Annotated in this window: 22 protein-coding genes; 20 read left to right on the top strand and 2 right to left on the bottom strand. The window is 71.2% G+C overall.

Annotated features, from left to right (window positions below; translation table 11 throughout):
* Positions 1-46: 46 nt before the first annotated feature.
* From ruvC to relA, 8 genes are all read left to right on the top strand, one after another.
* Positions 47-586 (top strand): crossover junction endodeoxyribonuclease RuvC, encoded by a 540-nt coding sequence (gene ruvC, locus SZN_RS03630; RefSeq protein ID WP_007491507.1) that lies wholly within the window; start codon positions 47-49, stop codon positions 584-586.
* Positions 583-1,188: a Holliday junction branch migration protein RuvA gene (ruvA, locus tag SZN_RS03625; protein WP_007491506.1), complete on the top strand. Its 606-nt coding sequence runs from the start codon at positions 583-585 to the stop codon at positions 1,186-1,188. The genes ruvC and ruvA overlap by 4 nt, the downstream gene beginning before the upstream one ends.
* 92 nt (positions 1,189-1,280) lie before the next feature.
* Entirely contained in the window at positions 1,281-2,360 is a 1,080-nt protein-coding gene (gene ruvB, locus SZN_RS03620) for a Holliday junction branch migration DNA helicase RuvB (RefSeq protein ID WP_007491505.1), read from the top strand.
* A 176-nt stretch (positions 2,361-2,536) separates the two neighbouring features.
* The gene (gene yajC, locus SZN_RS03615) at positions 2,537-3,031 is read left to right on the top strand and encodes a preprotein translocase subunit YajC (protein WP_043727888.1); all 495 of its coding nucleotides are present in this window, start codon (positions 2,537-2,539) and stop codon (positions 3,029-3,031) included.
* Between the two features lie 132 nt (positions 3,032-3,163).
* Entirely contained in the window at positions 3,164-4,909 is a 1,746-nt protein-coding gene (secD, locus tag SZN_RS03610; RefSeq protein ID WP_007491503.1) for a protein translocase subunit SecD, read from the top strand.
* A gap of 1 nt (position 4,910) precedes the next feature.
* Positions 4,911-6,032, top strand: a complete 1,122-nt coding sequence (gene secF / locus SZN_RS03605; RefSeq protein ID WP_007491502.1) for a protein translocase subunit SecF — start codon at positions 4,911-4,913, stop codon at positions 6,030-6,032.
* Entirely contained in the window at positions 6,029-6,568 is a 540-nt protein-coding gene (locus SZN_RS03600; protein ID WP_007491501.1) for an adenine phosphoribosyltransferase, read from the top strand. Before secF ends, SZN_RS03600 begins: the two co-directional genes overlap by 4 nt.
* 418 nt (positions 6,569-6,986) lie before the next feature.
* The gene (relA, locus tag SZN_RS03595) at positions 6,987-9,518 is read left to right on the top strand and encodes a GTP pyrophosphokinase (RefSeq protein ID WP_007491500.1); all 2,532 of its coding nucleotides are present in this window, start codon (positions 6,987-6,989) and stop codon (positions 9,516-9,518) included.
* Positions 9,519-9,595: 77 nt separating this feature from the next.
* On the opposite strand, the gene SZN_RS03590 is transcribed toward relA, so the two are convergent.
* Together SZN_RS03590 and SZN_RS03585 are read right to left on the bottom strand one after the other, a co-directional pair.
* Positions 9,596-10,825, bottom strand: coding sequence for a DUF349 domain-containing protein (locus tag SZN_RS03590; protein ID WP_007491499.1), 1,230 nt, complete (start codon positions 10,823-10,825; stop codon positions 9,596-9,598).
* 135 nt (positions 10,826-10,960) lie between these two features.
* Positions 10,961-11,785, bottom strand: coding sequence for a peptidylprolyl isomerase (locus SZN_RS03585; protein WP_007491498.1), 825 nt, complete (start codon positions 11,783-11,785; stop codon positions 10,961-10,963).
* Between the two features lie 179 nt (positions 11,786-11,964).
* Between SZN_RS03585 and SZN_RS03580 the strand changes: the two genes are divergently transcribed.
* The 12 genes from SZN_RS03580 (at position 11,965) to SZN_RS03525 (ending at position 24,511) form a co-directional block, all read left to right on the top strand.
* Complete coding sequence (locus SZN_RS03580) at positions 11,965-12,672, top strand: MBL fold metallo-hydrolase (protein WP_007491497.1); 708 nt, start codon at positions 11,965-11,967, stop codon at positions 12,670-12,672.
* A 12-nt stretch (positions 12,673-12,684) separates the two neighbouring features.
* A complete protein-coding gene (hisS, locus tag SZN_RS03575; protein WP_007491495.1) occupies positions 12,685-13,947 on the top strand; it encodes a histidine--tRNA ligase in 1,263 nt (420 codons plus the stop codon).
* A 187-nt stretch (positions 13,948-14,134) separates the two neighbouring features.
* The gene (locus SZN_RS03570) at positions 14,135-14,791 is read left to right on the top strand and encodes a vitamin K epoxide reductase family protein (protein ID WP_007491493.1); all 657 of its coding nucleotides are present in this window, start codon (positions 14,135-14,137) and stop codon (positions 14,789-14,791) included.
* A 54-nt stretch (positions 14,792-14,845) separates the two neighbouring features.
* Positions 14,846-16,201 carry a replication-associated recombination protein A gene (locus SZN_RS03565; protein WP_007491491.1) on the top strand — a complete coding sequence of 452 codons (1,356 nt, stop codon included), beginning with the start codon at positions 14,846-14,848 and terminating at the stop codon, positions 16,199-16,201.
* A 300-nt stretch (positions 16,202-16,501) separates the two neighbouring features.
* On the top strand, positions 16,502-17,116 hold the full coding sequence (gene rpsD, locus SZN_RS03560) for a 30S ribosomal protein S4 (RefSeq protein ID WP_007491489.1): 615 nt from the start codon (positions 16,502-16,504) through the stop codon (positions 17,114-17,116).
* Positions 17,117-17,327: 211 nt separating this feature from the next.
* Complete coding sequence (locus SZN_RS03555; RefSeq protein ID WP_043727880.1) at positions 17,328-17,771, top strand: DUF948 domain-containing protein; 444 nt, start codon at positions 17,328-17,330, stop codon at positions 17,769-17,771.
* A gap of 8 nt (positions 17,772-17,779) precedes the next feature.
* Entirely contained in the window at positions 17,780-18,130 is a 351-nt protein-coding gene (locus tag SZN_RS03550; RefSeq protein WP_007491486.1) for a hypothetical protein, read from the top strand.
* Positions 18,130-20,802: an alanine--tRNA ligase gene (alaS, locus tag SZN_RS03545; RefSeq protein WP_007491485.1), complete on the top strand. Its 2,673-nt coding sequence runs from the start codon at positions 18,130-18,132 to the stop codon at positions 20,800-20,802. The genes SZN_RS03550 and alaS overlap by 1 nt, the downstream gene beginning before the upstream one ends.
* Positions 20,803-20,837: 35 nt before the next feature.
* The gene (gene ruvX, locus SZN_RS03540) at positions 20,838-21,302 is read left to right on the top strand and encodes a Holliday junction resolvase RuvX (protein WP_050814995.1); all 465 of its coding nucleotides are present in this window, start codon (positions 20,838-20,840) and stop codon (positions 21,300-21,302) included.
* A 218-nt stretch (positions 21,303-21,520) separates the two neighbouring features.
* The gene (locus SZN_RS41225) at positions 21,521-21,841 is read left to right on the top strand and encodes a hypothetical protein (RefSeq protein WP_007491483.1); all 321 of its coding nucleotides are present in this window, start codon (positions 21,521-21,523) and stop codon (positions 21,839-21,841) included.
* Positions 21,841-23,568: an endolytic transglycosylase MltG gene (mltG, locus tag SZN_RS03530; RefSeq protein ID WP_043727874.1), complete on the top strand. Its 1,728-nt coding sequence runs from the start codon at positions 21,841-21,843 to the stop codon at positions 23,566-23,568. The genes SZN_RS41225 and mltG overlap by 1 nt, the downstream gene beginning before the upstream one ends.
* Positions 23,569-23,674: 106 nt before the next feature.
* Positions 23,675-24,511: a shikimate dehydrogenase gene (locus SZN_RS03525; RefSeq protein WP_043727868.1), complete on the top strand. Its 837-nt coding sequence runs from the start codon at positions 23,675-23,677 to the stop codon at positions 24,509-24,511.
* Positions 24,512-24,820: the final 309 nt, after the last annotated feature.

Genomic DNA, 24,820 nt, shown 5'->3' with positions numbered 1-24,820 from the left:
CACCCGATAGCCTGCACAAACAGGTGGTCGAACGGAGGGGCGCGGGGTGCGTGTACTGGGGGTGGACCCGGGGCTGACGCGATGCGGCGTCGGCGTGGTCGAGGGCGTCGCGGGCCGCCCGCTCACCATGCTCGGGGTCGGCGTCGTCCGCACCCCCGCCGACGCCGAGCCGGCCCAGCGCCTGGTCGCCGTGGAGCAGGGCATCGAGCGCTGGCTGGACGAGCACCGGCCCGAATGCGTCGCCGTGGAGCGGGTGTTCAGCCAGCACAACGTCCGCACGGTCATGGGCACCGCACAGGCCAGCGCCGTCGCCATGCTCTGCGCCGCCCGCCGCGGCATCCCCGTCGCGCTGCACACCCCCAGCGAGGTCAAGGCCGCCGTCACCGGCTCGGGCCGCGCCGACAAGGCCCAGGTCGGCGCCATGGTGACCCGGCTGCTGCGGCTCAGCGCCCCGCCCAGGCCGGCCGACGCGGCCGACGCCCTCGCCCTGGCCATCTGCCACATCTGGCGGGCCCCCGCCCAGAACCGGCTCCAGCAGGCCGTCGCCCTGCACACCGCCACCGCACCGAAAGGCCGTCCGGCATGATCGCTTTCGTCAGCGGCACCGTCGCCGCACTCGCTCCGGACGCCGCGGTGGTCGAGGTGGGCGGGGTCGGCATGGCCGTCCACTGCACCCCGGACACGCTGTCCGCCCTGCGCGTCGGCCGGCCCGCCAAGCTGCACACCTCGCTCGTGGTGCGCGAGGACTCCCTCACGCTGTACGGCTTCGCCGACGACGACGCGCGCCAGACGTTCGAGCTGCTCCAGACCGCGAGCGGGGTCGGCCCCCGGCTGGCCCAGGCCATGCTGGCCGTGCACACGCCCGACGCCCTGCGCCGCGCGGTCTCCACCGGCGACGAGAAGTCCCTCACCGCCGTGCCGGGCATCGGCAGGAAGGGCGCCCAGAAGCTCCTCCTGGAACTCAAGGACCGCCTGGGCGCGCCCACCGGGGCACCCGTCGTCGGGGCACCGGTCGCCCAGGGCTGGCGCGACCAGCTGCACGCCGCCCTGCTCGGCCTCGGCTACGCCACCCGCGAGGCCGACGAGGCGGTCGCCGCCGTCACCCCGCAGGCCGAGGCCGGCGACGGCCCGCCCGAGGTGGGCCGCCTGCTGAAGGCCGCCCTGCAGAGCCTCAACAGAGCCCGCTGACCGAGCGGCGTCCCCGGGGGCCGAACACGCCCCGCCGGGACACCGCGACGGCCCCGCCCGACCGACCCGACCGCGACCACGAGGCACACGCAATGAACTGGGACGACGCCACCGACACCCCCGACAGCTCCGCCGCCGAGCGGCTCGTCGGTGCGTCCGCCGACGGCGAGGACCAGGCCGTCGAGGCCGCGCTGCGCCCGAAGGACCTCGGTGAGTTCATCGGCCAGGAGAAGGTCCGCGAACAGCTCGACCTCGTCCTGCGGGCCGCCCGCGCGCGGGGCGCGACCGCCGACCACGTGCTGCTCTCCGGCGCCCCCGGCCTCGGCAAGACCACCCTCTCGATGATCATCGCGGCCGAGATGGCCGCCCCCATCCGCATCACCTCCGGCCCCGCCATCCAGCACGCGGGCGACCTCGCCGCGATCCTCTCCTCCCTCCAGGAGGGCGAGGTCCTCTTCCTGGACGAGATCCACCGCATGTCCCGGCCCGCCGAGGAGATGCTGTACATGGCGATGGAGGACTTCCGCGTCGACGTGATCGTCGGCAAGGGCCCCGGCGCCACCGCCATCCCCCTCGAACTGCCGCCGTTCACCCTGGTCGGCGCCACCACGCGCGCGGGCCTGCTGCCGCCCCCGCTGCGCGACCGCTTCGGCTTCACCGCGCACATGGAGTTCTACGAGCCCGGCGAGCTGGAGCGGGTGATCCACCGCTCGGCCGGCCTGCTCGACGTCGAAATCGACACGGACGGCGCCGCCGAGATCGCCGGCCGCTCCCGCGGCACGCCCCGCATCGCCAACCGGCTGCTGCGCCGCGTCCGCGACTACGCCCAGGTCAAGGCGGACGGCGTCATCACCCGCGACATCGCCGGCGCGGCCCTCGCGGTCTACGAGGTCGACGCGCGCGGCCTGGACCGTCTGGACCGCGCCGTGCTCCAGGCCCTGCTCAAGCTGTTCGGCGGCGGACCCGTCGGCCTGTCCACGCTCGCCGTCGCCGTGGGGGAGGAGCGTGAGACCGTGGAGGAGGTGGCGGAACCCTTCCTCGTGAGGGAGGGGCTGCTGGCGCGCACTCCCCGTGGCCGGGTCGCCACCCCCGCGGCATGGGCGCACCTGGGACTCACCCCGCCCGGGTCGTCCCCCGTGGGAAACGGACAACAGGACCTGTTCGGGGCGTGACCTCATCGTGACGGCGAGCTCCATGGCCCCGGCAGGAACCCTGGTGCCATGCTGAGCGTTGTTCCCTGCGCGGAGACTCGCTTAGACTCCGCCGATGCCGCCGTTGTCGGCGGCAGACAATCCCCCAACCATCAGGCCGCTCACCACCCGCGGTCGTGTGAAGGAAGTTCCGACCCGTGAGTCTCGTGACCCTCCTCCCGTTCATCGTGCTCATCGGGGCCATGTTCCTGATGACCCGGTCGGCCAAGAAGAAGCAGCAGCAGGCCACCGACATGCGGAACCAGATGCAGCCCGGATCCGGTGTCCGCACCATCGGGGGCATGTACGCCACCGTCAAGGAGGTCAGCGAGGACACGGTCCTTCTCGACGCCGGACCGGGCGTGGAACTCCTCTTCGCCAAGAACGCGATCGGTGCCGTTCTCTCCGACGACGAGTACAACCGCATCGTGCACGGCGTCGAGCACGACCTGAAGTCCGACCTCGTCCCGGACGACGCCTCCTCCCTCACCGAGAGCGACGCGGCCGACACCGCCGCCTCCGACGAGAAGCCCGTCGACCTCGGCAAGAAGGCCGAGAGCGACGAGGCCGAGGAGCCGTCCGACGCCGTGGCCGCCGAGGCGAAGGCGGACGACGACGCGAAGAAGACCGGCGGCGACTCCGACGCGAAGTAGTCATGTTCCTGGGCGCGCGGGCCACGCCTGCGCGCCCCCGGGCATGCCGACTTCGCACGGGATCCCTTAACCATGTCATGGCCGTCCGCCCGCCGATCCGGAGCGGGGCGGCCCGAGAGGGAGTACGAGAAGGTGGCAGCACCTAAGAAGGGCCGGAGCGCGAGCGCCCAGAGCAAGCCGGGGCGCTCGCTGGCCCTCATCCTGATCGCCATCGTGGGTCTCACCGCAGGGATGTTCGCCACGGGAGACACCACGCCGCGCCTCGGCATCGACCTGGCGGGCGGCACGAGCATCACGCTCCGTGCCGAGACCGAGCCGGGCCAGGGTTCCGCGATCAACAAGACGAACATGGACACCGCGGTCGAGATCATGAACCGCCGTGTCAATGGCTTGGGTGTCTCCGAGGCCGAGGTCCAGACCGAGGGCAGCCGGAACATCATCGTCAACATCCCCAAGGGCACCGATTCGAAGGAAGCCCGAGCCCAGGTCGGCACCACCGCGAAGCTGTACTTCCGTCCGGTGCTGTCCACCGAGCCCTCCGGCCAGGCGGCCACCCCCACCCCGTCGGCGGGCATGTCCACGGCCCCGGGCGGCAAGCCGACCGAGAAGGCGACGGACAAGGGAAACCCCTCGGCCTCCGCCTCCCCGTCGGACTCCACCGGCCCCTCGGCCTCCTCCACCACCCAGGGCCGCGCGGCCAGTGGCGCGCTGAAGGCGGACGCCTCCCCGTCCGCGAGCACCCCGCCGTCGCCGTCCGGTGACGCCGCCGCGGGCAAGCTCCAGCAGCAGTACACCAAGCTGGACTGCACCAAGGAGAAGGTCCGCGCCGACACGGGCAAGGGCACCAAGCCCTCCGACACCACCCTGGCCTGCGGCAAGAACGCCCAGGGCCAGTGGCAGAAGTACATCCTCGGCCCGGCCGAGGTCGACGGCACCGACGTCAAGAAGGCCCAGGCGGTCTTCAGCACGCAGACCGGCGCCGGCTGGACCGTGACGATGAACTTCACGGGCAAGGGCAGCGACAAGTTCGCCTCCATCACCGGCAAGCTGGCCAAGAACCAGTCCCCGCAGAACCAGTTCGCGATCGTCCTGGACGGCGAGGTCGTCTCCGACCCCTACGTCCGCCAGGCCCTGACCGGCGGCAGCGCCGAGATCTCCGGCAACTTCGACCAGGAGTCGGCCCAGAGCCTCGCGAACATGCTGTCCTACGGCGCCCTCCCGCTCACCTTCAAGGAGGACAGCGTCTCCACGGTGTCCCCCGCCCTGGGCACCGACCAGCTGCAGGCCGGTCTGATCGCGGGCGCCATCGGCCTCGCCCTGGTCGTCCTCTACCTGGTGATCTACTACCGCGGTCTGGCACTCATCGCCGTCGCCTCGCTGCTGGTCTCCGCCGCGCTCACCTACGTGATCATGTCCCTGCTCGGCCCGGCCATCGGCTTCGCGCTGAACCTCCCGGCCGTCTGCGGCGCGATCGTCGCCATCGGCATCACGGCGGACTCGTTCATCGTGTACTTCGAACGGGTGAGAGACGAGATCCGCGAAGGCCGTACGCTGCGGCCCGCCGTGGAGCGCGCCTGGCCGCGTGCCCGGCGCACCATCCTGGTCTCCGACTTCGTGTCGTTCCTGGCCGCCGCCGTGCTGTTCGTCGTGACCGTCGGCAAGGTGCAGGGCTTCGCGTTCACGCTCGGCCTGACCACCCTGCTCGACGTGGTCGTGGTGTTCCTCTTCACGAAGCCGCTGCTGACGATCCTGGCCCGCGGCAAGTTCTTCGGGGGCGGCCACAGCTGGTCCGGCCTCGATCCCAAGCGACTGGGCGTCCAGCCGCCCCTGCGCCGCACGCGCCGTACCTCCGCCCCCCTCGAGACGAAGGAGGCGTGAGATGTCGAAGCTCGGCAACCTCGGCGCCCGACTGCACCACGGCGAGATCGGCTACGACTTCGTCGGCAACCGGAAGATCTGGTACGCCGTCTCCATCCTGATCACCATCACGGCCATCGTCGGCCTGGCGGTGCGCGGCCTGAACATGGGCATCGAGTTCCAGGGCGGAGCGGTCTTCAACACCCCGAAGACCAGTGTCTCGGTGGCCAAGGCGCAGGCGTACGCGGAAGAGGCGTCCGGCCACGACGCGATCGTGCAGAAGCTCGGCAACGGCGACAGCACCCCGCTGCGCATCCAGATCTCGGGCATCGACACCAGCCAGGCCGACAAGGTCTCGGCGCAGCTGGCCAAGGACCTGGGCGTCGCCGAGAAGGACGTCACCGGCGAACTGGTCGGCCCGAGCTGGGGCGAGCAGATCGCCAACAAGGCATGGCAGGGCCTGGGAATCTTCCTGGTCCTGGTGGTGATCTACCTGGCGATCGCGTTCGAGTGGCGCATGGCGATCGCCGCGTTCATCGCCCTGATCCACGACATCACGATCACGGTCGGCATCTACGCCCTGGTCGGCTTCGAGGTCACCCCGGGCACGGTGATCGGTCTGCTCACGATCCTCGGTTACTCGCTCTACGACACGGTCGTCGTCTTCGACAGCCTCAAGGAGCAGACGAAGGACATCACCAAACAGACCCGCTGGACCTACAGCGAGATCGCCAACCGCTCGATCAACAGCACCCTGGTCCGCTCGATCAACACCACGGTGGTCGCGCTGCTGCCGGTGGCGGGCCTGCTGTTCATCGGCGGCGGCTTCCTCGGCGCCGGAATGCTCAACGACATCTCGCTGTCGCTGTTCGTCGGCCTCGCGGCCGGCGCGTACTCCTCGATCTTCATCGCCACGCCGCTCGTCGCCGACCTCAAGGAACTCGAGCCGCAGATGAAGGCCCTGAAGAAGCGGATCCTCGCCAAGCGGGCCCAGGCCGCCGCCGCGGGCCCGGCCGGGAGCGTCCCGGCCGGCGACGACTCCTTCGACGACGACCCGGAGGACGCCGCCGCGGTCGTCGGCCCGCGCAGCCAGACCGCCTCCCGCAACCGGGGCCGGGGCCGTCCGTCGGGCAAGCGCCGATGACCGGCGTCCAGGAGCTGCTGCTCAGCCGTATCCGCGATGTGGCGGACTACCCGGAGCCGGGGGTGATGTTCAAGGACATCACCCCGCTCCTGGCGGACCCCGCCGCGTTCACGGCGCTCACGGACGCGCTCGCGGAGATCGCCGGGAACACCGGGGCCACGAAGATCGTCGGCCTGGAGGCCCGCGGCTTCATCCTCGGCGCCCCGGTCGCCGTCCGCGCGGGCATCGGGTTCATCCCCGTCCGCAAGGCGGGCAAGCTCCCCGGGGCGACCCTCAGCCAGGCGTACGACCTGGAGTACGGCTCGGCCGAGATCGAGGTCCATGCCGAGGACCTGGTCTCGGGGGACCGCGTCCTCGTCATCGACGACGTCCTCGCCACCGGCGGCACCGCCGAAGCCTCGCTCCGGCTGATCCGCCGGGCCGGCGCCGACGTGGCCGGCCTGGCCGTCCTGATGGAACTGGGCTTCCTCGCCGGCCGCAGCCGACTGGAGCCGGCCCTGGCCGGCGCTCCGCTGGAGTCGCTGCTCACGGTCTGAGCCCCCACCGCCGCACATGCCGCGCACCCGCACCCCGGGCGCGCGGCATGCGCGCGTCCGGGCGGAACCGGGCCCCGAGCACCGGCGCGGCCCCGCGCACACCGGCGCGCGACCTCCCCCGCGCACGCGGCCTCACTGCTTCGATCCACCGCGTCCGCGATGGCGGGAAACCGGCGTTTCACCCCGGTCGGCCGCCCGGCGACGGCACCCCCCGCCCCGCCCGCGGCAGCCCCGCGACGGCCTGGACCGCCCGCTGGCCTGGGCCCACGGCACCGGCGGAATCCAGCGGAGGGCTCAGGCGTTCCCCGTGGGTAGACGGCCCTCACATCGGCCTGAAGGCGATCCTGGGGCACAGGATCGCTACCATGGGGTCTCCGGAGCCTGACCGGGGGACCCGGATCGCGCACGAGGAGTCCTCTTGCCAGACGAGGCCCAGCACCTGACCGCCGCCAAGCCCGAGTCCGCCTCGGCGGCGACGGCGAAGCCCGCGCCGACCGCGCCGCACCCGAAGAACGACACGCGCGGTTCGGTCGAGCACGCCCAGTCGGCGCCCGTCGACAAGCCGGCCGAGCAGACGCGACCCAAGCCCGCCCCGCCCGAGCGGCCCGTCAACCCGCCCGCGCGCCCCTCCGCGGGCCAGCCCGCCCGCTCCGGCTCCTCCAACCGCGTCCGGGCCCGTCTGGCCCGCCTCGGAGTGCAGCGCTCCAACCCCTACAACCCGGTGCTGGAACCGCTGCTGCGCATAGTCCGCGGCAACGACCCGAAGACCGAGACGGCCACGCTCCGCCAGGTCGAGAAGGCGTACCAGGTCGCCGAGCGCTGGCACCGCGGCCAGAAGCGCAAGAGCGGCGACCCGTACATCACCCACCCCCTCGCGGTCACCACCATCCTCGCCGAGCTGGGGATGGACCCGGCCACCCTGATGGCGGGCCTGCTGCACGACACCGTCGAGGACACCGAGTACGGCCTAGACCAGCTCCGCCGCGACTTCGGCGACTCCGTGGCCCTCCTCGTCGACGGCGTCACCAAGCTGGACAAGGTCAAGTTCGGCGAGGCCGCCCAGGCCGAGACCGTGCGCAAGATGGTCGTCGCCATGGCCAAGGACCCCCGCGTCCTGGTCATCAAGCTCGCCGACCGCCTGCACAACATGCGCACCATGCGCTACCTCAAGCGCGAGAAGCAGGAGAAGAAGGCGCGCGAGACCCTGGAGATCTACGCGCCGCTCGCCCACCGCCTGGGCATGAACACCATCAAGTGGGAGCTGGAGGACCTCGCGTTCGCGATCCTCTACCCCAAGATGTACGACGAGATCGTCCGGCTCGTGGCCGAGCGGGCGCCCAAGCGCGACGAGTACCTGGCCATAGTGACCGACGAGGTCCAGCAGGACCTGCGCGCCGCCCGGATCAAGGCCACCGTCACCGGCCGCCCGAAGCACTACTACAGCGTCTACCAGAAGATGATCGTCCGCGGCCGGGACTTCGCGGAGATCTACGACCTGGTCGGCATCCGCGTCCTCGTCGACACGGTCCGCGACTGCTACGCCGCCCTCGGCACGGTGCACGCGCGATGGAACCCGGTCCCCGGCCGGTTCAAGGACTACATCGCGATGCCCAAGTTCAACATGTACCAGTCGCTGCACACGACGGTCATCGGACCCAACGGCAAGCCGGTCGAGCTCCAGATCCGCACCTTCGACATGCACCGCCGCGCCGAGTACGGCATCGCCGCGCACTGGAAGTACAAGCAGGAGGCCGTCGCCGGCGCCTCCAAGGTCCGCACCGACGCCCCGAGGACCTCCGGCAAGGGCAAGGACGACCACCTCAACGACATGGCGTGGCTGCGCCAGCTGCTGGACTGGCAGAAGGAGACCGAGGACCCGGGCGAGTTCCTGGAGTCCCTGCGCTTCGACCTCTCCCGCAACGAGGTCTTCGTCTTCACGCCCAAGGGCGACGTCATAGCGCTGCCGGCCGGTGCCACCCCCGTCGACTTCGCGTACGCCGTCCACACCGAGGTCGGCCACCGCACCATAGGAGCGCGGGTCAACGGCCGCCTCGTACCGCTCGAATCGACCTTGGACAACGGCGACCTGGTGGAGGTCTTCACCTCCAAGGCGTCCGGTGCGGGCCCCTCGCGCGACTGGCTCGGCTTCGTGAAGTCGCCGCGCGCCCGCAACAAGATCCGGGCGTGGTTCTCCAAGGAGCGCCGCGACGAGGCCATCGAGCAGGGCAAGGACGCCATCGTGCGGGCGATGCGCAAGCAGAACCTGCCGATCCAGCGCATCCTCACCGGCGACTCCCTCGTCACCCTCGCCCACGAGATGCGCTACGCCGACATCTCCGCCCTCTACGCGGCGATCGGCGAAGGCCATGTCTCCGCGCAGAACATCGTGCAGAAGCTCGTGCAGGCCCTCGGCGGCGAGGAAGCGGCCACGGAGGAGATCGACGAGTCGGTCCCGCCGACCCGCAGCCGCAAGCGCCGCTCCAGCGCCGACCCGGGCGTCATCGTCAAGGGCGTCGAGGACGTGTGGGTCAAGCTGGCCCGCTGCTGTACGCCCGTTCCCGGCGACCCCATCATCGGCTTCGTGACCCGGGGCAGCGGAGTATCGGTTCACCGCAGCGACTGCGTGAACGTGGACTCCCTGTCCCGCGAGCCCGAGCGCATCCTGGAGGTCGAGTGGGCGCCCACCCAGTCCTCGGTCTTCCTCGTCGCCATCCAGGTCGAGGCACTGGACCGCTCACGGCTGCTGTCGGACGTCACCCGGGTCCTGTCCGACCAGCACGTCAACATCCTCTCCGCGGCCGTGCAGACCTCCCGCGACCGGGTCGCCACCTCCCGCTTCACCTTCGAGATGGGCGACCCCAAGCACCTCGGGCACGTCCTGAAGGCCGTCAGGGGAGTGGAGGGCGTCTACGACGTCTACCGCGTGACCTCGGCGCGCAGCCGCTCGTAGCACCGCGCCCCGCACGACGAGGAGGGCCCCGTACCTCGGGTACGGGGCCCTCCTCGTCGTGCTACGTGCCGCCGGCGTCAGCCGCCGAACTCCTGCAGCCCCTTCAGGGCCTGGTCCAGCAGCGCCTGGCGGCCCTCCAGCTCACGCTCCAGCTTGTCGGCCTTCGCGTTGTTGCCCTGGGCGCGCGCCTGCTCGATCTGGCCCCTCAGCTTGTCCACGGCGGCCTGGAGCTGGCCCGTCAGCCCCGCGGCACGCGCGCGTGCCTCCGGGTTGGTCCGGCGCCACTCGGCCTCCTCGGCCTCCTGGATGGCCCGCTCGACGGTGTGCATCCGGCCCTCGACCTTCGGACGGGAGTCGCGCGGCACATGGCCGATGGCCTCCCAGCGCTCGTTGATCGAGCGGAAGGCGGCACGGGCCCCCTTCAGGTCGCCGACCGGCAGGAGCTTCTCGGCCTCGCCGGCCAGCTCCTCCTTCAGCTTCAGGTTCTCGGTCTGCTCGGCGTCCCGCTCGGCGAAGACCGAGCTGCGGGCGGCGAAGAAGACGTCCTGGGCGCCGCGGAAGCGGTTCCACAGGTCGTCCTCGTGCTCGCGCTGGGCCCGCCCGGCGGCCTTCCACTCCGACATCAGCTCGCGGTAGCGGGCCGCGGTCGGACCCCAGTCGGTCGACCCGGACAGCGACTCGGCCTCGGAGACCAGCCGCTCCTTGGTCTTGCGGGCCTCTTCGCGCTGCGCGTCCAGGTGCGCGAAGTGGCCCTTGCGCCGCTTGGAGAAGGCCGACCGGGCGTGCGAGAAGCGGTGCCACAGTTCGTCGTCCGACTTGCGGTCGAGGCGGGGCAGGCCCTTCCAGGTGTCCACCAGGGCCCGCAGCCGCTCACCGGCCGCCCGCCACTGGTCGGACTGCGCCAGCTCCTCGGCCTCGGCGACCAGCGCCTCCTTGGAGTGCCGCGCCTCGTCCGACTGCTTCGCCCGCTGGGCCTTGCGCTCCTCGCGACGCCGGTCGACCGAGGCGACGAGCTGGTCGAGCCGCACCCGCAGCGCGTCCAGGTCGCCGACCACGTGGTGGGCGTCGACCTGCTCACGGATGTGGTCGATCGCGGCCTGCGCGTCCTTGGCCGACAGATCGGTGGTCTTCACCCGCTTCTCGAGGAGGCCGATCTCGACCACCAGGCCCTCGTACTTGCGCTCGAAATAGGCCAGCGCCTCTTCGGGGGTGCCGGCCTGCCAGGAGCCGACGACCTGCTCGCCGCCGGCCGTACGCACGTACACGGTCCCCGTCTCGTCGACGCGGCCCCACGGGTCGCTGCTCACAGCGCCTCCTCCACATGATGCCTGCGGGGGGCTGGTGCTCCCCCGGGCATCGTCCACAGTTTCGTCACGGCCAACATAGGCGACCGGCGGGTTGCCTGTCCGCATCCCGCGCGACCGAAATTACGCAGTTGAGGGTCAGGATTTCGTGACCGTCGCCTTGTTGACCACGACCGTCGCGTTGGGCGCCCCGTCGCCCTGACCGGTGCTCTCGCCCGCGTCGGCGATCTTCTTGAGGACCTTCATCCCGGACGCGGAGACGGTACCGAACGGCGTGTAGCTGGGCGGGAGCTGACTGTCCTGGAAGACGAGGAAGAACTGGCTGCCGCCGCTGTTCTTCTGCCCGGTGTTCGCCATCGCCACGGTCCCGGCCGGGTACGTGTTGTTCTTGAGGCTCTTGTCCTTCAGGTTCTCGTCCGGGATCGTGTAGCCCGGACCGCCCGTCCCGGTGCCCGTCGGGTCTCCGCACTGCAGCACGTAGATGCCGTTGGTGGTCAGGCGGTGGCACTTCGAGCCGTTGAAGTAGCCCTTCCTGGCGAGGAAGTCGAAGGAGTTGACCGTGCGCGGCGCGGCCGACGTCTTCAGCGAGATGTCTATGTCACCGCACGTCGTCGCGAGCTTCATGCCGTACGTGGCCGACTTGTCGATCGCCAGCGTCGGCTCCTTCTTCCAGGTGGCCGTCTTGGGCTTGCCCGCCGTGGGCTTCTCGCACGGGTCCGGCGCCTTGCTGGTCGGGGGAGCGCTGGGCGTGACCTCCGCGCCCGCGTTCTCCTTCTTGGAGCCGTCGTCCTTCAGCACACCGGTCGTGTACAGCGCGAGGCTGCCGATGATGACGACGCCGAGCGCCGCCGCGATCACCGAGTTCCGCGTGCGCGTCTTGCGCCGCGCGGCCGTGCGCCGCTGCTGCTGTCGCAAGAACTTCTCCCGGGCGAGCTGACGCCGCCGCTGTTCCTGGCTGACCACCGGGTTCTCTCCTCATGCGTCGGGTGTCGACGGTACGCGTGCGTTCAGTGAGCCGACTGCCTGCGTGTGTGCCCCGTACCGTATATGGGTTCGCTGTGGAATCGGCAGCGCCGGTAGGCTCTGACGACAGGCGATGCCCGCCGACAAACCACTCTTGTCGACACAAACGAAGGACGATCGTGCTCATTGCCGGGTTCCCCGCCGGGGCCTGGGGGACGAACTGTTATCTCGTCGCCCCCGCCGCCGGTGAGGAGTGCGTGATCATCGACCCGGGCCACGAAGCGGCCCCCGGAGTCGGGGAAGCGCTGAAGAAGCATCGGCTCAGGCCCGTCGCCGTCGTCCTCACCCACGGCCACCTCGACCATGTGGCCTCGGTCGTCCCGGTCTGCGGGGCGCACGACGTCCCGGCCTGGATCCACCCCGAGGACCGGTACATGATGAGCGACCCCGAGAAGGCGCTCGGCCGCTCCATCGGGATGCAGCTGATGGGCGAACTGACCATCGGGGAGCCGGACGACGTCCGGGAGCTCTCCGACGGCTCGAAGCTGGAACTCGCGGGTCTGGAGCTGACGGTCGCGCACGCGCCGGGCCATACCAGGGGGTCGGTGACCTTCGGCCTGCCCGAGGCGGCGGACGTCCCGCCCGTGCTGTTCTCGGGCGACCTGCTGTTCGCCGGCTCCATCGGACGCACCGACCTGCCCGGCGGCGACACGACCGAGATCCTGAAGTCGCTGGCCCGCGTGTGCCTGCCGCTCGACGACTCGACCGTGGTGCTGTCCGGCCACGGCCCCCAGACGACCATCGGCCAGGAGCGCGCCACCAACCCCTATCTGCGGCAGGTGGCCGCCCGCCCGGGAGCCCAGGAGGCTCCCCGACGAGGAATGTGACGAGTAACTCCCGTGAGCACCTTCAAGGCCCCCAAGGGCACGTACGACCTGATCCCGCCGGACTCGGCCGCGTACCTCGCCGTCCGTGAGGCCATCGCCGCCCCGCTGCGCACCTCCGGCTACGGCTACATCGAGACGCCCGGCTTCGAGAGCGTCGAGCTGTTCGCGCGCGGGGTCGGCGAGTCCACCGACATCGTGACCAAGGAGATGTACGCCTTCGAGACCAAGGGCGGCGACCGGCTCGCCCTGCGCCCCGAGGGCACGGCCTCCGTCCTGCGCGCGGCCCTGGAGGCCAACCTGCACAAGGCGGGCAACCTGCCGGTCAAGCTCTGGTACTCGGGCTCCTACTACCGCTACGAGCGCCCCCAGAAGGGCCGCTACCGCCACTTCTCCCAGGTCGGCGCCGAGGCGATCGGGGCCGAGGACCCGGCGCTGGACGCCGAGTTGATCATCCTGGCCGACCAGGCGTACCGCTCGCTGGGCCTGCGTGAGTTCCGCATCCTGCTCAACAGCCTGGGCGACACGGAGTGCCGGCCGGTCTACCGCGCGGCCCTCCAGGACTTCCTGCGCGCCCTCGACCTCGACGAGGACACCCGCCGGCGCATCGACATCAACCCGCTGCGCGTCCTCGACGACAAGCGCGAGTCCGTCCAGAAGCAGCTGACCGGCGCCCCGCTGCTGCGCGACTACCTGTGCGACGCCTGCAAGGCGTACCACGAGGAGGTCCGCGAGCTGATCACGGCGGCCGGCGTGGCCTTCGAGGACGACGCGAGGCTGGTGCGCGGCCTGGACTACTACACGCGCACGACCTTCGAGTTCGTCCACGACGGTCTGGGCGCGCAGTCCGCGGTGGGCGGCGGCGGCCGCTACGACGGGCTGTCCGAGATGATCGGCGGCCCCGCGCTGCCCTCCGTCGGCTGGGCGCTCGGCGTCGACCGCACGGTGCTCGCCCTGGAGGCCGAGGGGATCACCGTGGACGTCCCCGCGCCCACCAGCGTGTTCGCGGTGCCGCTCGGCGAGGAGGCCCGCCGGGTGCTGTTCGCCAAGGTCACCGAGTTGCGCAAGGTCGGCATCGCGGCGGACTTCTCCTACGGCGCCAAGGGCCTCAAGGGCGCCATGAAGAACGCCCACCGCAGTGGCGCCCGTTACACCGTGGTGGCCGGCGAACGCGATCTCGCCGAAGGCGTCGTCCAGCTGAAGGACATGGAGTCCGGGGAGCAGGCCGCCATCGGCGTCAACGAGATCGTCGCGGAACTGGAAGCCCGATTGGGCTGAATTCCGACGAGAGGGGGATCCGCGGGGATCCCCCTCTTTTCGCTGTTCCGGGGGTGTCCGGAACCAGTCGTCCGCGCGGGGCCGCGGGCATTTCCTTATGCGCAGCGAACGGTGAGCACACGGCCGCGTGCGGCACAATGTGCCGTGTCCGGGGAAATTCCAACTCTCAAGTGACGGAATCGGCGTGATGAGCAAGACGACAGTCAAGGACGTCTCCACCGAGCCCGAGGCGGAGCGGGCCGAGGCCGCACCGGGTTCGGTGGGCGGCGGCCGCGCGTTCGCCCTGATGCTGATGATCACGGGCGCGGCCGGGCTGCTGGCCGCCTGGGTCATCACGATCGACAAGTTCAAGCTGCTGGAGGCGAAGGTCGCGGGCGAGACCTTCACGCCCGGGTGCAGCCTGAACCCCGTCGTCTCCTGCGGCAGCGTCATGGAGAGCAAGCAGGCCGCCGCCTTCGGGTTCCCCAACCCGATGCTCGGCCTGGTCGCCTACGGCATCGTCATCTGCGTCGGTGTGAGCCTCCTCGCCCGCGCCCGCTACCCGCGCTGGTACTGGCTCACGTTCAACGCCGGCACGCTGTTCGGCGTGGTCTTCTGCGCCTGGCTGATGTTCCAGTCGCTGTACCGGATCAACGCCCTGTGCCTGTGGTGCAGCCTCGCCTGGGTCGCGACGATCACCATGTTCTGGTACGTGACCTCGTTCAACGTCCGCCAGGGCTTCCTGCCCGCGCCGAGGTGGCTCAGGAGCTTCTTCGGCGAGTTCACCTGGGTCATGCCGGTCCTGCACATCGGCATCATCGGCATGCTGGTCCTGACCCGCTGGTGGGACTTCTGGACCAGCTGAGCCCCCACCGGGGGCCCGGCCGGATTGTCGGTGCCGTCCTTTAGGGTTGCCGACGTGGAGCCCGACCTGTTCACCGCCGCCGCAGAAGAACGCCAGGAGAAGGACCCCGCGGGGAGTCCGCTCGCCGTGCGCATGCGCCCGCGCACCCTCGACGAGGTGGTGGGCCAGCAGCACCTGCTGAAACCGGGCTCCCCCCTGCGCCGGCTGGTCGGCGAGGGGGCCAAGGGGCCCGCCGGACCCTCCTCGGTGTTCCTCTGGGGGCCGCCCGGCACCGGCAAGACCACCCTCGCCCACGTCGTCTCCAAGGCCACCAACAAGCGCTTCGTGGAGTTGTCCGCGATCACCGCCGGGGTCAAGGAGGTGCGCGCGGTCATCGAGGCCGCCCGCCGCGCCACCGGCGGCTACGGCCAGGAGACCGTCCTCTTCCTCGACGAGATCCACCGCTTCAGCAAGGCCCAGCAGGACTCCCTCCTGCCGGCCGTCGAGAACCGCTGGGTGACCCTGGTCGCGGCCACCACCGAGAACCCGTACTTCTCGGTCATCTCCCCGCTGCTGTCCCGCTCCCTCCTGCTCACCCTGGAACCCCTCACCGACGACGACGTCCGGGGCCTGCTGCGCCGGGCGCTCGCCGACGAGCGGGGCCTCAAGGGCGCCGTCGGCCTCCCCGAGGACACCGAGGGGCACCTGGTGCGGATCGCCGGCGGGGACGCCCGCCGGGCCCTGACCGCGCTGGAGGCCGCCGCCGGAGCCGCCCTGGACCAGGGGGAGAGCGAGATCACCCTCGCGACCCTGGAGCAGACGGTCGACCGCGCCGCCGTCAAGTACGACCGCGACGGCGACCAGCACTACGACGTGGCCAGCGCCCTGATCAAGTCCATCCGCGGCTCCGACGTCGACGCGGCCCTGCACTACCTGGCCCGGATGATCGAGGCCGGCGAGGACCCCCGCTTCATCGCCCGCCGCCTCATGATCTCCGCGAGCGAGGACATCGGCCTCGCCGACCCCCACGCCCTGCCGATCGCCGTCGCCGCCGCCCAGGCCGTCGCCATGATCGGCTTCCCGGAGGCGGCCCTCACCCTCAGCCACGCCACCATCGCCCTCGCGCTCGCCCCCAAGTCCAACGCCGCGACCACGGCGATCGGCGCCGCCCTGGAGGACGTCCGCAAGGGACTGGCCGGACCGGTCCCGGCCCATCTGCGCGACGCCCACTACAAGGGCGCCGCCAAGCTCGGCCACGCGCAGGGGTACGTGTACCCGCACGACCTCCCCGAGGGCATCGCCGAACAGCAGTACGCGCCGGACGCCCTCAAAGACCGCGCGTACTACACCCCCACCCGGCACGGCGGCGAGTCGCGGTACGCCGACGCCGTGGACTGGACCAGGAAGCACCTCGGTCGCGGGCGGTCCTGAGCACCCTGTAGACTCCGCCGCAGTGCTGCGTCCCGTGTCCGGCCCCCGGCCGGCGCCTCAGGCGGGACATCCAGCCGGATCTTCGATCCAGGAGCGTCGCGCACCGTCGTAGGTGTCGCGGGCAGCCCACCACCACCCGGGATTCCGGGACCGGCCGGTGGGCCGTTCGTGTGCTGCACGTATGTGCCCAGACCAGGGAACGGCTGCCTGGCAAGTCCCCCGCGGACCTGCCGGGAATCCCCGGCTGCGGACGGCGACCTCCCGTAACCCTGAGGCAGCCGAATGAGAAAAGGAAAAGAAGTGGCGAACCAGTCCCGCCCCAAGGTCAAGAAGTCGCGTGCCCTCGGCATCGCGCTGACCCCGAAGGCCGTCAAGTACTTCGAGGCCCGTCCCTACCCGCCGGGTGAGCACGGCCGCGGCCGCAAGCAGAACTCGGACTACAAGGTCCGTCTGCTGGAGAAGCAGCGTCTGCGTGCGCAGTACGACGTGTCCGAGCGTCAGCTCGTGCGCGCCTACGAGCGTGCCTCCAAGGTGCAGGGCAAGACCGGCGAGGCCCTGATCATCGAGCTGGAGCGCCGTCTCGACGCCCTGGTCCTGCGTTCGGGCATCGCCCGCACCATCTACCAGGCCCGCCAGATGGTCGTGCACGGCCACATCGAGGTCAACGGCCAGAAGACGGACAAGCCGTCCTTCCGCGTCCGTCCCGACGACGTCGTGATGGTCCGCGAGCGCAGCCGCGAGAAGACCCTCTTCTCCATCGCCCGTGAGGGTGGCTTCGCCCCCGACGGCGAGACCCCGCGCTACCTCCAGGTGAACCTCAAGGCCCTGGCGTTCCGCCTGGACCGCGAGCCGAACCGCAAGGAGATCCCGGTGATCTGCGACGAGCAGCTCGTCGTCGAGTACTACGCCCGCTGATCCCCCGGCGGCCGCAGGACTCCCGCGCCTGAGCCCGTCGTCCTTCCGCCTCTCCGGGCGGGGGGACGGCGGGCTTTCGCCGTCCCGGCGACCCGGGCCCGCGCGGGCGGTAATCCGGTGCGGTGGGGCACCCCCGGCGCGATAGGCTCGGCGCACGACTTTTTCGATGCAGACCGATGTAGTGGCACGTTTCAGGGAGCGGGTGCGCACAGTGTCCGGTGGAGAGGTTGCCGGGATCCTGGTGGCCGTGTTCTGGGCGATTCTGGTCTCCTTCCTCGCCGTCGCGCTGGCGAGGCTGGCGCAGACGCTCAGGGCGACCACCAAGCTCGTCGCGGACGTGACCGACCAGGCGGTGCCCCTCCTGGCGGACGCCTCCTCGGCGGTGCGCTCCGCGCAGACCCAGATCGACCGGGTCGACGCGATCGCCTCCGACGTCCAGGAAGTCACATCGAACGCCTCCGCGCTGTCGACCACCGTCGCCTCCACCTTCGGCGGCCCCCTGGTCAAGGTCGCGGCCTTCGGCTACGGCGTCCGCCGGGCGCTCGGCGGACGCAAGGACGACGAGCCCGCCGCGCCCGCCCGGCGCACCGTCGTGGGCCGCACCGTGCCCGGCGCCCGGCGCGAGAAGCGCAACCTCCGCGGGAAGAGGGACTGAGAGCCAGCATGTTCCGCCGTACGTTCTGGTTCAGCACGGGCGTCGCCGCCGGTGTGTGGGCCACCACCAAGGTCAACCGGAAGCTGAAGCAGCTGACCCCCGAGAGCCTGGCCGTCAGCGCGGCGAACAAGGCGATCGAGACCGGTCACCGCATCAAGGACCGGGCGGTGGGCTTCGCCGTCGACGTCCGCGACAACATGGCCCGGCGGGAGGCCGAGCTCGGGGAGGCGCTGGGCATCCACGAGGATCCCGAACTCCCCGCACCCCGGCGCTACCCCGCCATCGAGAACCGCACCCAGCACAAGACGTACGTCATCGACAGCACGACGTACTCGCCCAACCGGAATGAGGACCACTGATGGAGTCGGCCGAGATTCGCCGCCGCTGGCTGAGCTTCTTCGAGGAGCGCGGGCACACCGTCGTCCCTTCGGCGTCGCTCATCGCGGACGACCCGACTCTGCTGCTCGTCCCCGCCGGCATGGTGCCCTTCAAGCCCTACTTCCTGGGCGAGGTCAAGCCCCCGTTCGACCGCGCCACCAGTGTGCAGAAGTGCGTGCGCACGCCGGACATCGAAGAGGTCGGCAAGACCACCCGGCACGGCACGTTCTTCCAGATGTGCGGCAACTTCTCCTTCGGCGACTACTTCAAGGAAGGCGCCATCACCTATGCCTGGGAGCTGCTCACCAGCCCCCAGGACAAGGGCGGTTACGGCCTGGAGCCGGAGAAGCTCTGGATCACCGTCTACCAGGACGACGACGAGGCCGAGCGGATCTGGCACGAGGTCGTCGGGGTGCCGAAGGAGCGCATCCAGCGCCTCGGCATGAAGGACAACTACTGGTCCATGGGCGTCCCCGGCCCCTGCGGCCCCTGTTCCGAGATCAACTACGACCGCGGCCCCGAGTTCGGCGCCGAGGGCGGCCCCGCCGTCAACGACGAGCGGTACGTGGAGATCTGGAACCTGGTCTTCATGCAGTACGAGCGCGGCGAGGGCGTCGGCAAGGACAACTTCGAGATCCTCGGCGAGCTGCCCAGCAAGAACATCGACACGGGCCTCGGTCTGGAGCGGCTCGCGATGATTCTGCAGGGCGTGCAGAACATGTACGAGATCGACACCTCCATGGCCGTCATCGAGAAGGCCACCGAGCTGACCGGTGTCGCCTACGGCGACGCCCACGACTCGGACGTCTCGCTGCGCGTCGTCACCGACCACATGCGCACCTCCGTGATGCTCATCGGCGACGGCGTCAGCCCCGGCAACGAGGGCCGCGGCTATGTGCTGCGCCGCATCATGCGCCGCGCCATCCGCAACATGCGCCTGCTCGGGGCCACGGGCCCGGTCGTGCTGGACCTCATCGACACCGTCATCGGGATGATGGGCCGGCAGTACCCCGAACTGGTCACCGACCGCGAGCGGATCGAGAAGGTCGCCGTCGCCGAGGAGAACGCCTTCCTCAAGACGCTCAAGGCCGGCACCACCATCCTGGACGCCGCCGTCGGCGAGACCAAGGCCGCCGGCGGCACGGTCCTCGCCGGCGACAAGGCGTTCCTGCTCCACGACACCTGGGGCTTCCCGATCGACCTCACCCTGGAGATGGCCTCCGAGCAGGGGCTGTCGGTGGACGAGGACGGCTTCCGCCGGCTGATGAAGGAGCAGCGGGAGCGCGCCAAGGCCGACGCCCAGGCCAAGAAGACCGGGCACGCCGGCGCGGGCGCCTACCGCGAGATCGCCGACAAGGTCGGTGAGACCGACTTCACCGGCTACACCGACACCCAGGGCGAGTGCACCGTCGTCGGCATCCTGGTCGACGGCGTGTCCTCCCCTGCCGCCAGCGAGGGCGACGAGGTCGAGATCGTCCTCGACCGCACCCCGTTCTACGCCGAGGGCGGCGGCCAGATCGGCGACACCGGCCGCATCAAGGTCGACACGGGCGCCGTCATCGAGGTCCGCGACTGCCAGAAGCCGGTCCCGGGCGTCTACGTCCACAAGGGCGTCGTCCAGGTCGGCGAGGTCACCGTCGGTGCCTCCGCCCACGCCTCGATCGACTCGCGGCGCCGCACGGCCATCGCCCGCGCCCACTCGGCCACGCACCTCACCCACCAGGCCCTGCGCGACGCCCTCGGCCCGACGGCCGCCCAGGCCGGTTCCGAGAACCAGCCCGGCCGCTTCCGCTTCGACTTCGGCTCGCCCTCGGCGGTGCCGACGGCCGTCATGACCGACGTGGAGCAGAAGATCAACGAGGTGCTCGCCCGCGACCTCGACGTCCAGGCCGAGGTCATGGGCATCGAGGACGCCCGGAAGCAGGGCGCCATCGCCGAGTTCGGCGAGAAGTACGGCGAGCGGGTCCGCGTCGTCACCATCGGCGACTTCTCCAAGGAGCTGTGCGGCGGCACCCACGTCCACAACACCGCTCAACTGGGCCTGGTCAAGCTGCTCGGCGAGTCGTCCATCGGCTCCGGCGTACGCCGCATCGAGGCCCTCGTCGGCGTCGACGCCTACCACTTCCTCGCCCGTGAGCACACGGTCGTCGCGCAGCTCCAGGAGCTGATCAAGGGGCGTTCCGAGGAGCTTCCGGAGAAGGTCTCCGCCATGCTCGGCAAGCTGAAGGACGCCGAGAAGGAGATCGAGAAGTTCCGCGCGGAGAAGGTGCTCCAGGCCGCCGCCGGCCTCGCCGGCTCCGCCAGGGACGTCCGCGGCGTCGCGGTCGTCACCGGCCGGGTCCCGGACGGCACCACCGCCGACGACCTGCGCAGGCTGGTCCTCGACGTGCGCGGCCGCATCCAGGGCGGACGCGCGGCCGTCGTCGCCCTGTTCACCGTGAACAACGGCAAGCCGCTGACGGTCATCGCCACCAACGAGGCCGCCCGTGAGCGCGGCCTCAAGGCGGGCGACCTGGTGCGTACGGCCGCCAAGACCCTCGGCGGCGGCGGTGGCGGCAAGCCGGACGTCGCCCAGGGCGGCGGTCAGAACCCGGCCGCCGTCGGCGAGGCCGTGGACGCGGTCGAGCGGCTCGTGGCGGACACGGCCAAGTGAGTTCCGACACACGGGCGGGGGACGGCGGCCCGGCCATGCGCCGCGGTCGCCGTCTCGCCGTCGACGTGGGCGACGCCCGGATCGGCGTCGCCTCGTGCGACCCCGACGGGATCCTCGCCACACCCGTGGAGACGGTCCCGGGCCGGGACGTCCCGGCGGCCCTGCGGCGCCTCGGACAGCTCGTGGAGGAGTACGAGCCCATCGAGGTCGTCGTCGGCCTTCCCCGCTCCCTGAAGGGGGGTGAGGGGCCCGCAGCGGTCAAGGTCCGGGGCTTCGCCCGGGAGCTGGCCCGCATGATCGCGCCCGTACCGGTCAGGCTCGTCGACGAGCGGATGACGACGGTGACGGCCAGTCAGGGGCTGCGCGCCTCCGGGGTGAAGTCCCGGAAGGGCCGCTCGGTCATCGACCAGGCGGCCGCTGTGATCATCCTTCAGCAGGCGCTCGAATCCGAACGGGTGTCAGGTAAAGCACCGGGCGAGAGCGTCGAAGTGGTTATCTGATCGCGATACGGTAACGTTCCGCGCGATGCGACGGCCTTCGAACATCCGTCGCGTGGCAGCGAGGCCGGGGGGCTTCTGAGGCTGATCGCTCAGGGGCCGGCCGCCTCGTGCCTCCAGGAATCGGTCACCCCGCCACCGGCCCCCGGCCGGACTCGTCCCCCGGGGACGGCATGGTGAGGGGGACCGGTCCGAGTCACCGCGTGGAGGAGGTGTGATCGGTGACCACGTGTCAGATGATGGACGAGCCCCGGCTGCGGCAGGCGGTGGCCACCGGCCGCGCCGTCCCGGCCGAGCAGGGGCTGGTGGCGACCGGAGCACGACATCGGGGGGCGTACATCCACCAGGCAAGGCTGCGGCGATTCACGGACGGACGTGCCACGAGCAGTGACAGGTCGGTCCTGGACGGTTCCGCTTCGGAGACGCGGTGCCGCCGCGTCCCCGCGCTTCAACGGGCCGACGGCTACGGCTACATCACCCGAGAGGAGGAAGACGCGCACTGCTCCGCCGACGGCGGGAATCCGGCGCGTCGACCGCTCTGATGACTGAGTATGGCCGGGGCGAAGGCTCCGATCCGTGGCATGAGGACCCGTTGCGCGGTGATGGCGGGTGGGGCGGCCAGCAGGCCCACGCGGCCGACCAGCACGCCTACGGCGGCCAGCAGCAGCACTACCCGCAGCAGACCCAGCAGCAGCACTACGGCGGGTGGAACGACGGCGGCCAGTCCGGCTACGGCCAGCAGCAGCACTACCCGCAGCAGCACCCGCACCACCCGCAGCAGCCTCAACAGCACCCGCAGCAACACCAGCCCCAGCAGTACCACCCCCAGCCCCAGCAGCATCCCGGCCAGGGGCAGCAGCCGTACGACACCGGCGGCTGGGGCACGGGCGCCCACCCGCAGGTCCACTACGGCGACCCCTCCGACCCGTACGGCCGGCAGCAGGCGGCCGGGTACGGCGGCGGGCAGCAGGACTACTACGGCACACAGGACGCCTACCCGCCGCCGGAGCCGCCGACCAGGCGCACCGCCGAGCCCGAGCCGGCCGACTGGGACCCGGGGCCGGACCAGGGCGAGCACGCCTTCTTCGCGGGCGCGGACGACACGGACGACGAGGACGCCGACACGGACGGCGCCGGGGACGACGACATCGAGAGCGGGCGCGGTGACCGGCGCGGCAAGAAGCCGAAGAAACGTCGCGGCGGACCCGCCTGCCTGGTGCTGACGCTGATGTTCGTGAGCGCGGTCGGCGGCGTCGGCTACTTCGGCTACCAGTTCTACCAGGACCGGTTCGGCCCGGCCCCCGACTACGCGGGCGGCGGCAACGGCGCCCAGGTCACCGTCGTCATCCCCAAGGGCGCGGGCGGCTGGATCATCGGGCAGAAGCTCAAGTCCGCCGGTGTCGTGCAGAGCGTCGAGGCGTTCGTGTCGGCCCAGAACTCCAATCCGGACGGCAGGTCGATCCAGGACGGCGTCTACACGCTCCAGCGGCAGATGTCGGCGTCGAGCGCCGTCGATCTGATGCTCAGCCCGAAGAGCCGCTCGAACCTGATCATCGCCGAGGGCTCCCGCAACGTCGCGATCTACGCCCTGATCGACAAGCGCCTCGGCGTTGCGGACGGGACCACGGCGGACGTCGCGAAGAAGCAGTACAAGGAGCTGGGCCTGCCGCAGTGGGCGCTGGACCAGCCCAAGGTGAAGGACCCGCTCGAAGGGTTCCTCTACCCCTCCAGCTACGCGGCCAGCAAGGGGCAGAAGCCCCAGACCGTGCTGAAGGAGATGGTCGCGCGGGCCACGGAGAACTACACGCGGCTCGGCCTGGAGAAGAAGGCCGCGGGCCTCGGGCTGGACAGCCCCTGGCAGGTGCTGACCGTGGCGAGCCTGGCCCAGGCCGAGGGCACCAGCCACGACGACTTCCGCAAGATGGCCGAGGTCGTCTACAACCGCCTCAAGCCGCAGAACCCCGAGACCTACGGCGCCCTGGAGTTCGACTCCACGTACAACTACATCAAGAACCAGAGCAAGATCGACCTGAGCATCGCCGAACTGCGGCGCTACAACAGCCCGTACAACACCTACTTCGCCAAGGGACTGCCGCCCGGCCCCATCGACAACCCCGGCGAGGACGCCCTCAAGGGCGCGCTCAACCCGACGAAGGAGGGCTGGTACTACTTCATCTCGCTCGACGGGAAGACCAGCAAGTTCACCAAGAGGCTCAAGGACCACGAGAAGCTGGTCGAGCAGTTCAACGCGTCCCGCGACAAGGGCTGAGGCCGACGGCTCCGGGCGGACCGCCCCGCGGCGGTCCGCCCGCGCGGCCCTGCGGTACCTTGATCGCGTAGAGGACCGGCCGAGGAACGCAGTGAACGGTGGAGTGATGGCCGCGGAAGATCAGCGATGCCGGGCGGCGGTGCTCGGTTCCCCCATCGCCCACTCCCTCTCCCCGGTGCTGCACCGCGCCGCCTACGCCGAGCTGGGGCTCACCGGCTGGTCGTACGACCGCTTCGAGGTCGACGAGGCGGCGCTGCCCGGGTTCCTCGCCCGGCTCGGCCCGCAGTGGGCCGGGTTGTCGCTGACCATGCCGCTGAAGCGGGCCGTCATCCCGCTCCTGGACACGATCAGCGAGACGGCCGCGTCGGTCGAGGCCGTCAACACCGTCGTGCGCACCGAGGACGGCCGCAGCCTCGGCGACAACACCGACATCCCCGGGATGGTCGCCGCACTGCGCGAACGCGGCATCGAACAGGTCGGGTCCGCCGCCGTCCTCGGCGCCGGCGCCACCGCCTCCTCCGCCCTGGCCGCGCTGGCCCGGATCTGCACCGGCGAGGTCGTCGCGTACGTGCGCAGCGAGGCCCGCGCCGCCGAGATGCGGCAGTGGGGCGAACGGCTGGACGTGCAGGTGCGTACGGCCCCCTGGGCGGACGCCGAGCAGGCGCTGCGCGCGCCCCTGGTGATCGCGACGACGCCGGCCGGCACCACCGACGCCCTCGCCGCCGCCGTGCCGGAGCGCCCCACGACCCTCTTCGACGTGCTCTACCACCCCTGGCCCACCCGGCTCGCCGCGCGCTGGTCCCTGGCCGGTGGGGCCGTGGTCGGCGGACTCGACCTCCTGGTCCACCAGGCGGTGCTCCAGGTGGAGCAGATGACCGGCCGGGCCCCGGCCCCCCTGGAGGCCATGCGAAGAGCGGGAGAACGCGCCCTCGCGGCCCGCTAGCGCTGTGGCCGGGAGGGTTCGCCGGGCGTCGCGAGCCGGTGGACCCTCGCGGTGGCAGCGCCAGGATCCGCCGACCGTCTCGGCCCCTGCGCCCCGCGGCAGCGGGCGCCGCAGCCGAGCGGCGCGGACTTCCTCGGCGCGTACGCCCCGCAGCGGCAGCCGCGGACGGCCCGGTCCTCCGTGCCGGGCGGTGCCGACTTCCCCGGGCCGTACGCCCCGGCTCCGGGGCCCGCGCCCGCGTGTCCGGTCCGCCAGCTGGACCGGCGGCCGGACCGCCGCCGCGGACGTGGGAGGATCGGAGGTGGCGGG

Origin of the sequence: Streptomyces zinciresistens K42 (assembly GCF_000225525.1) — a bacterium.
In the GTDB taxonomy this organism is placed as follows: Bacteria; Actinomycetota; Actinomycetes; order Streptomycetales; family Streptomycetaceae; genus Streptomyces; species Streptomyces zinciresistens.
This window is presented reverse-complemented; position numbering and strand designations above follow the sequence as displayed.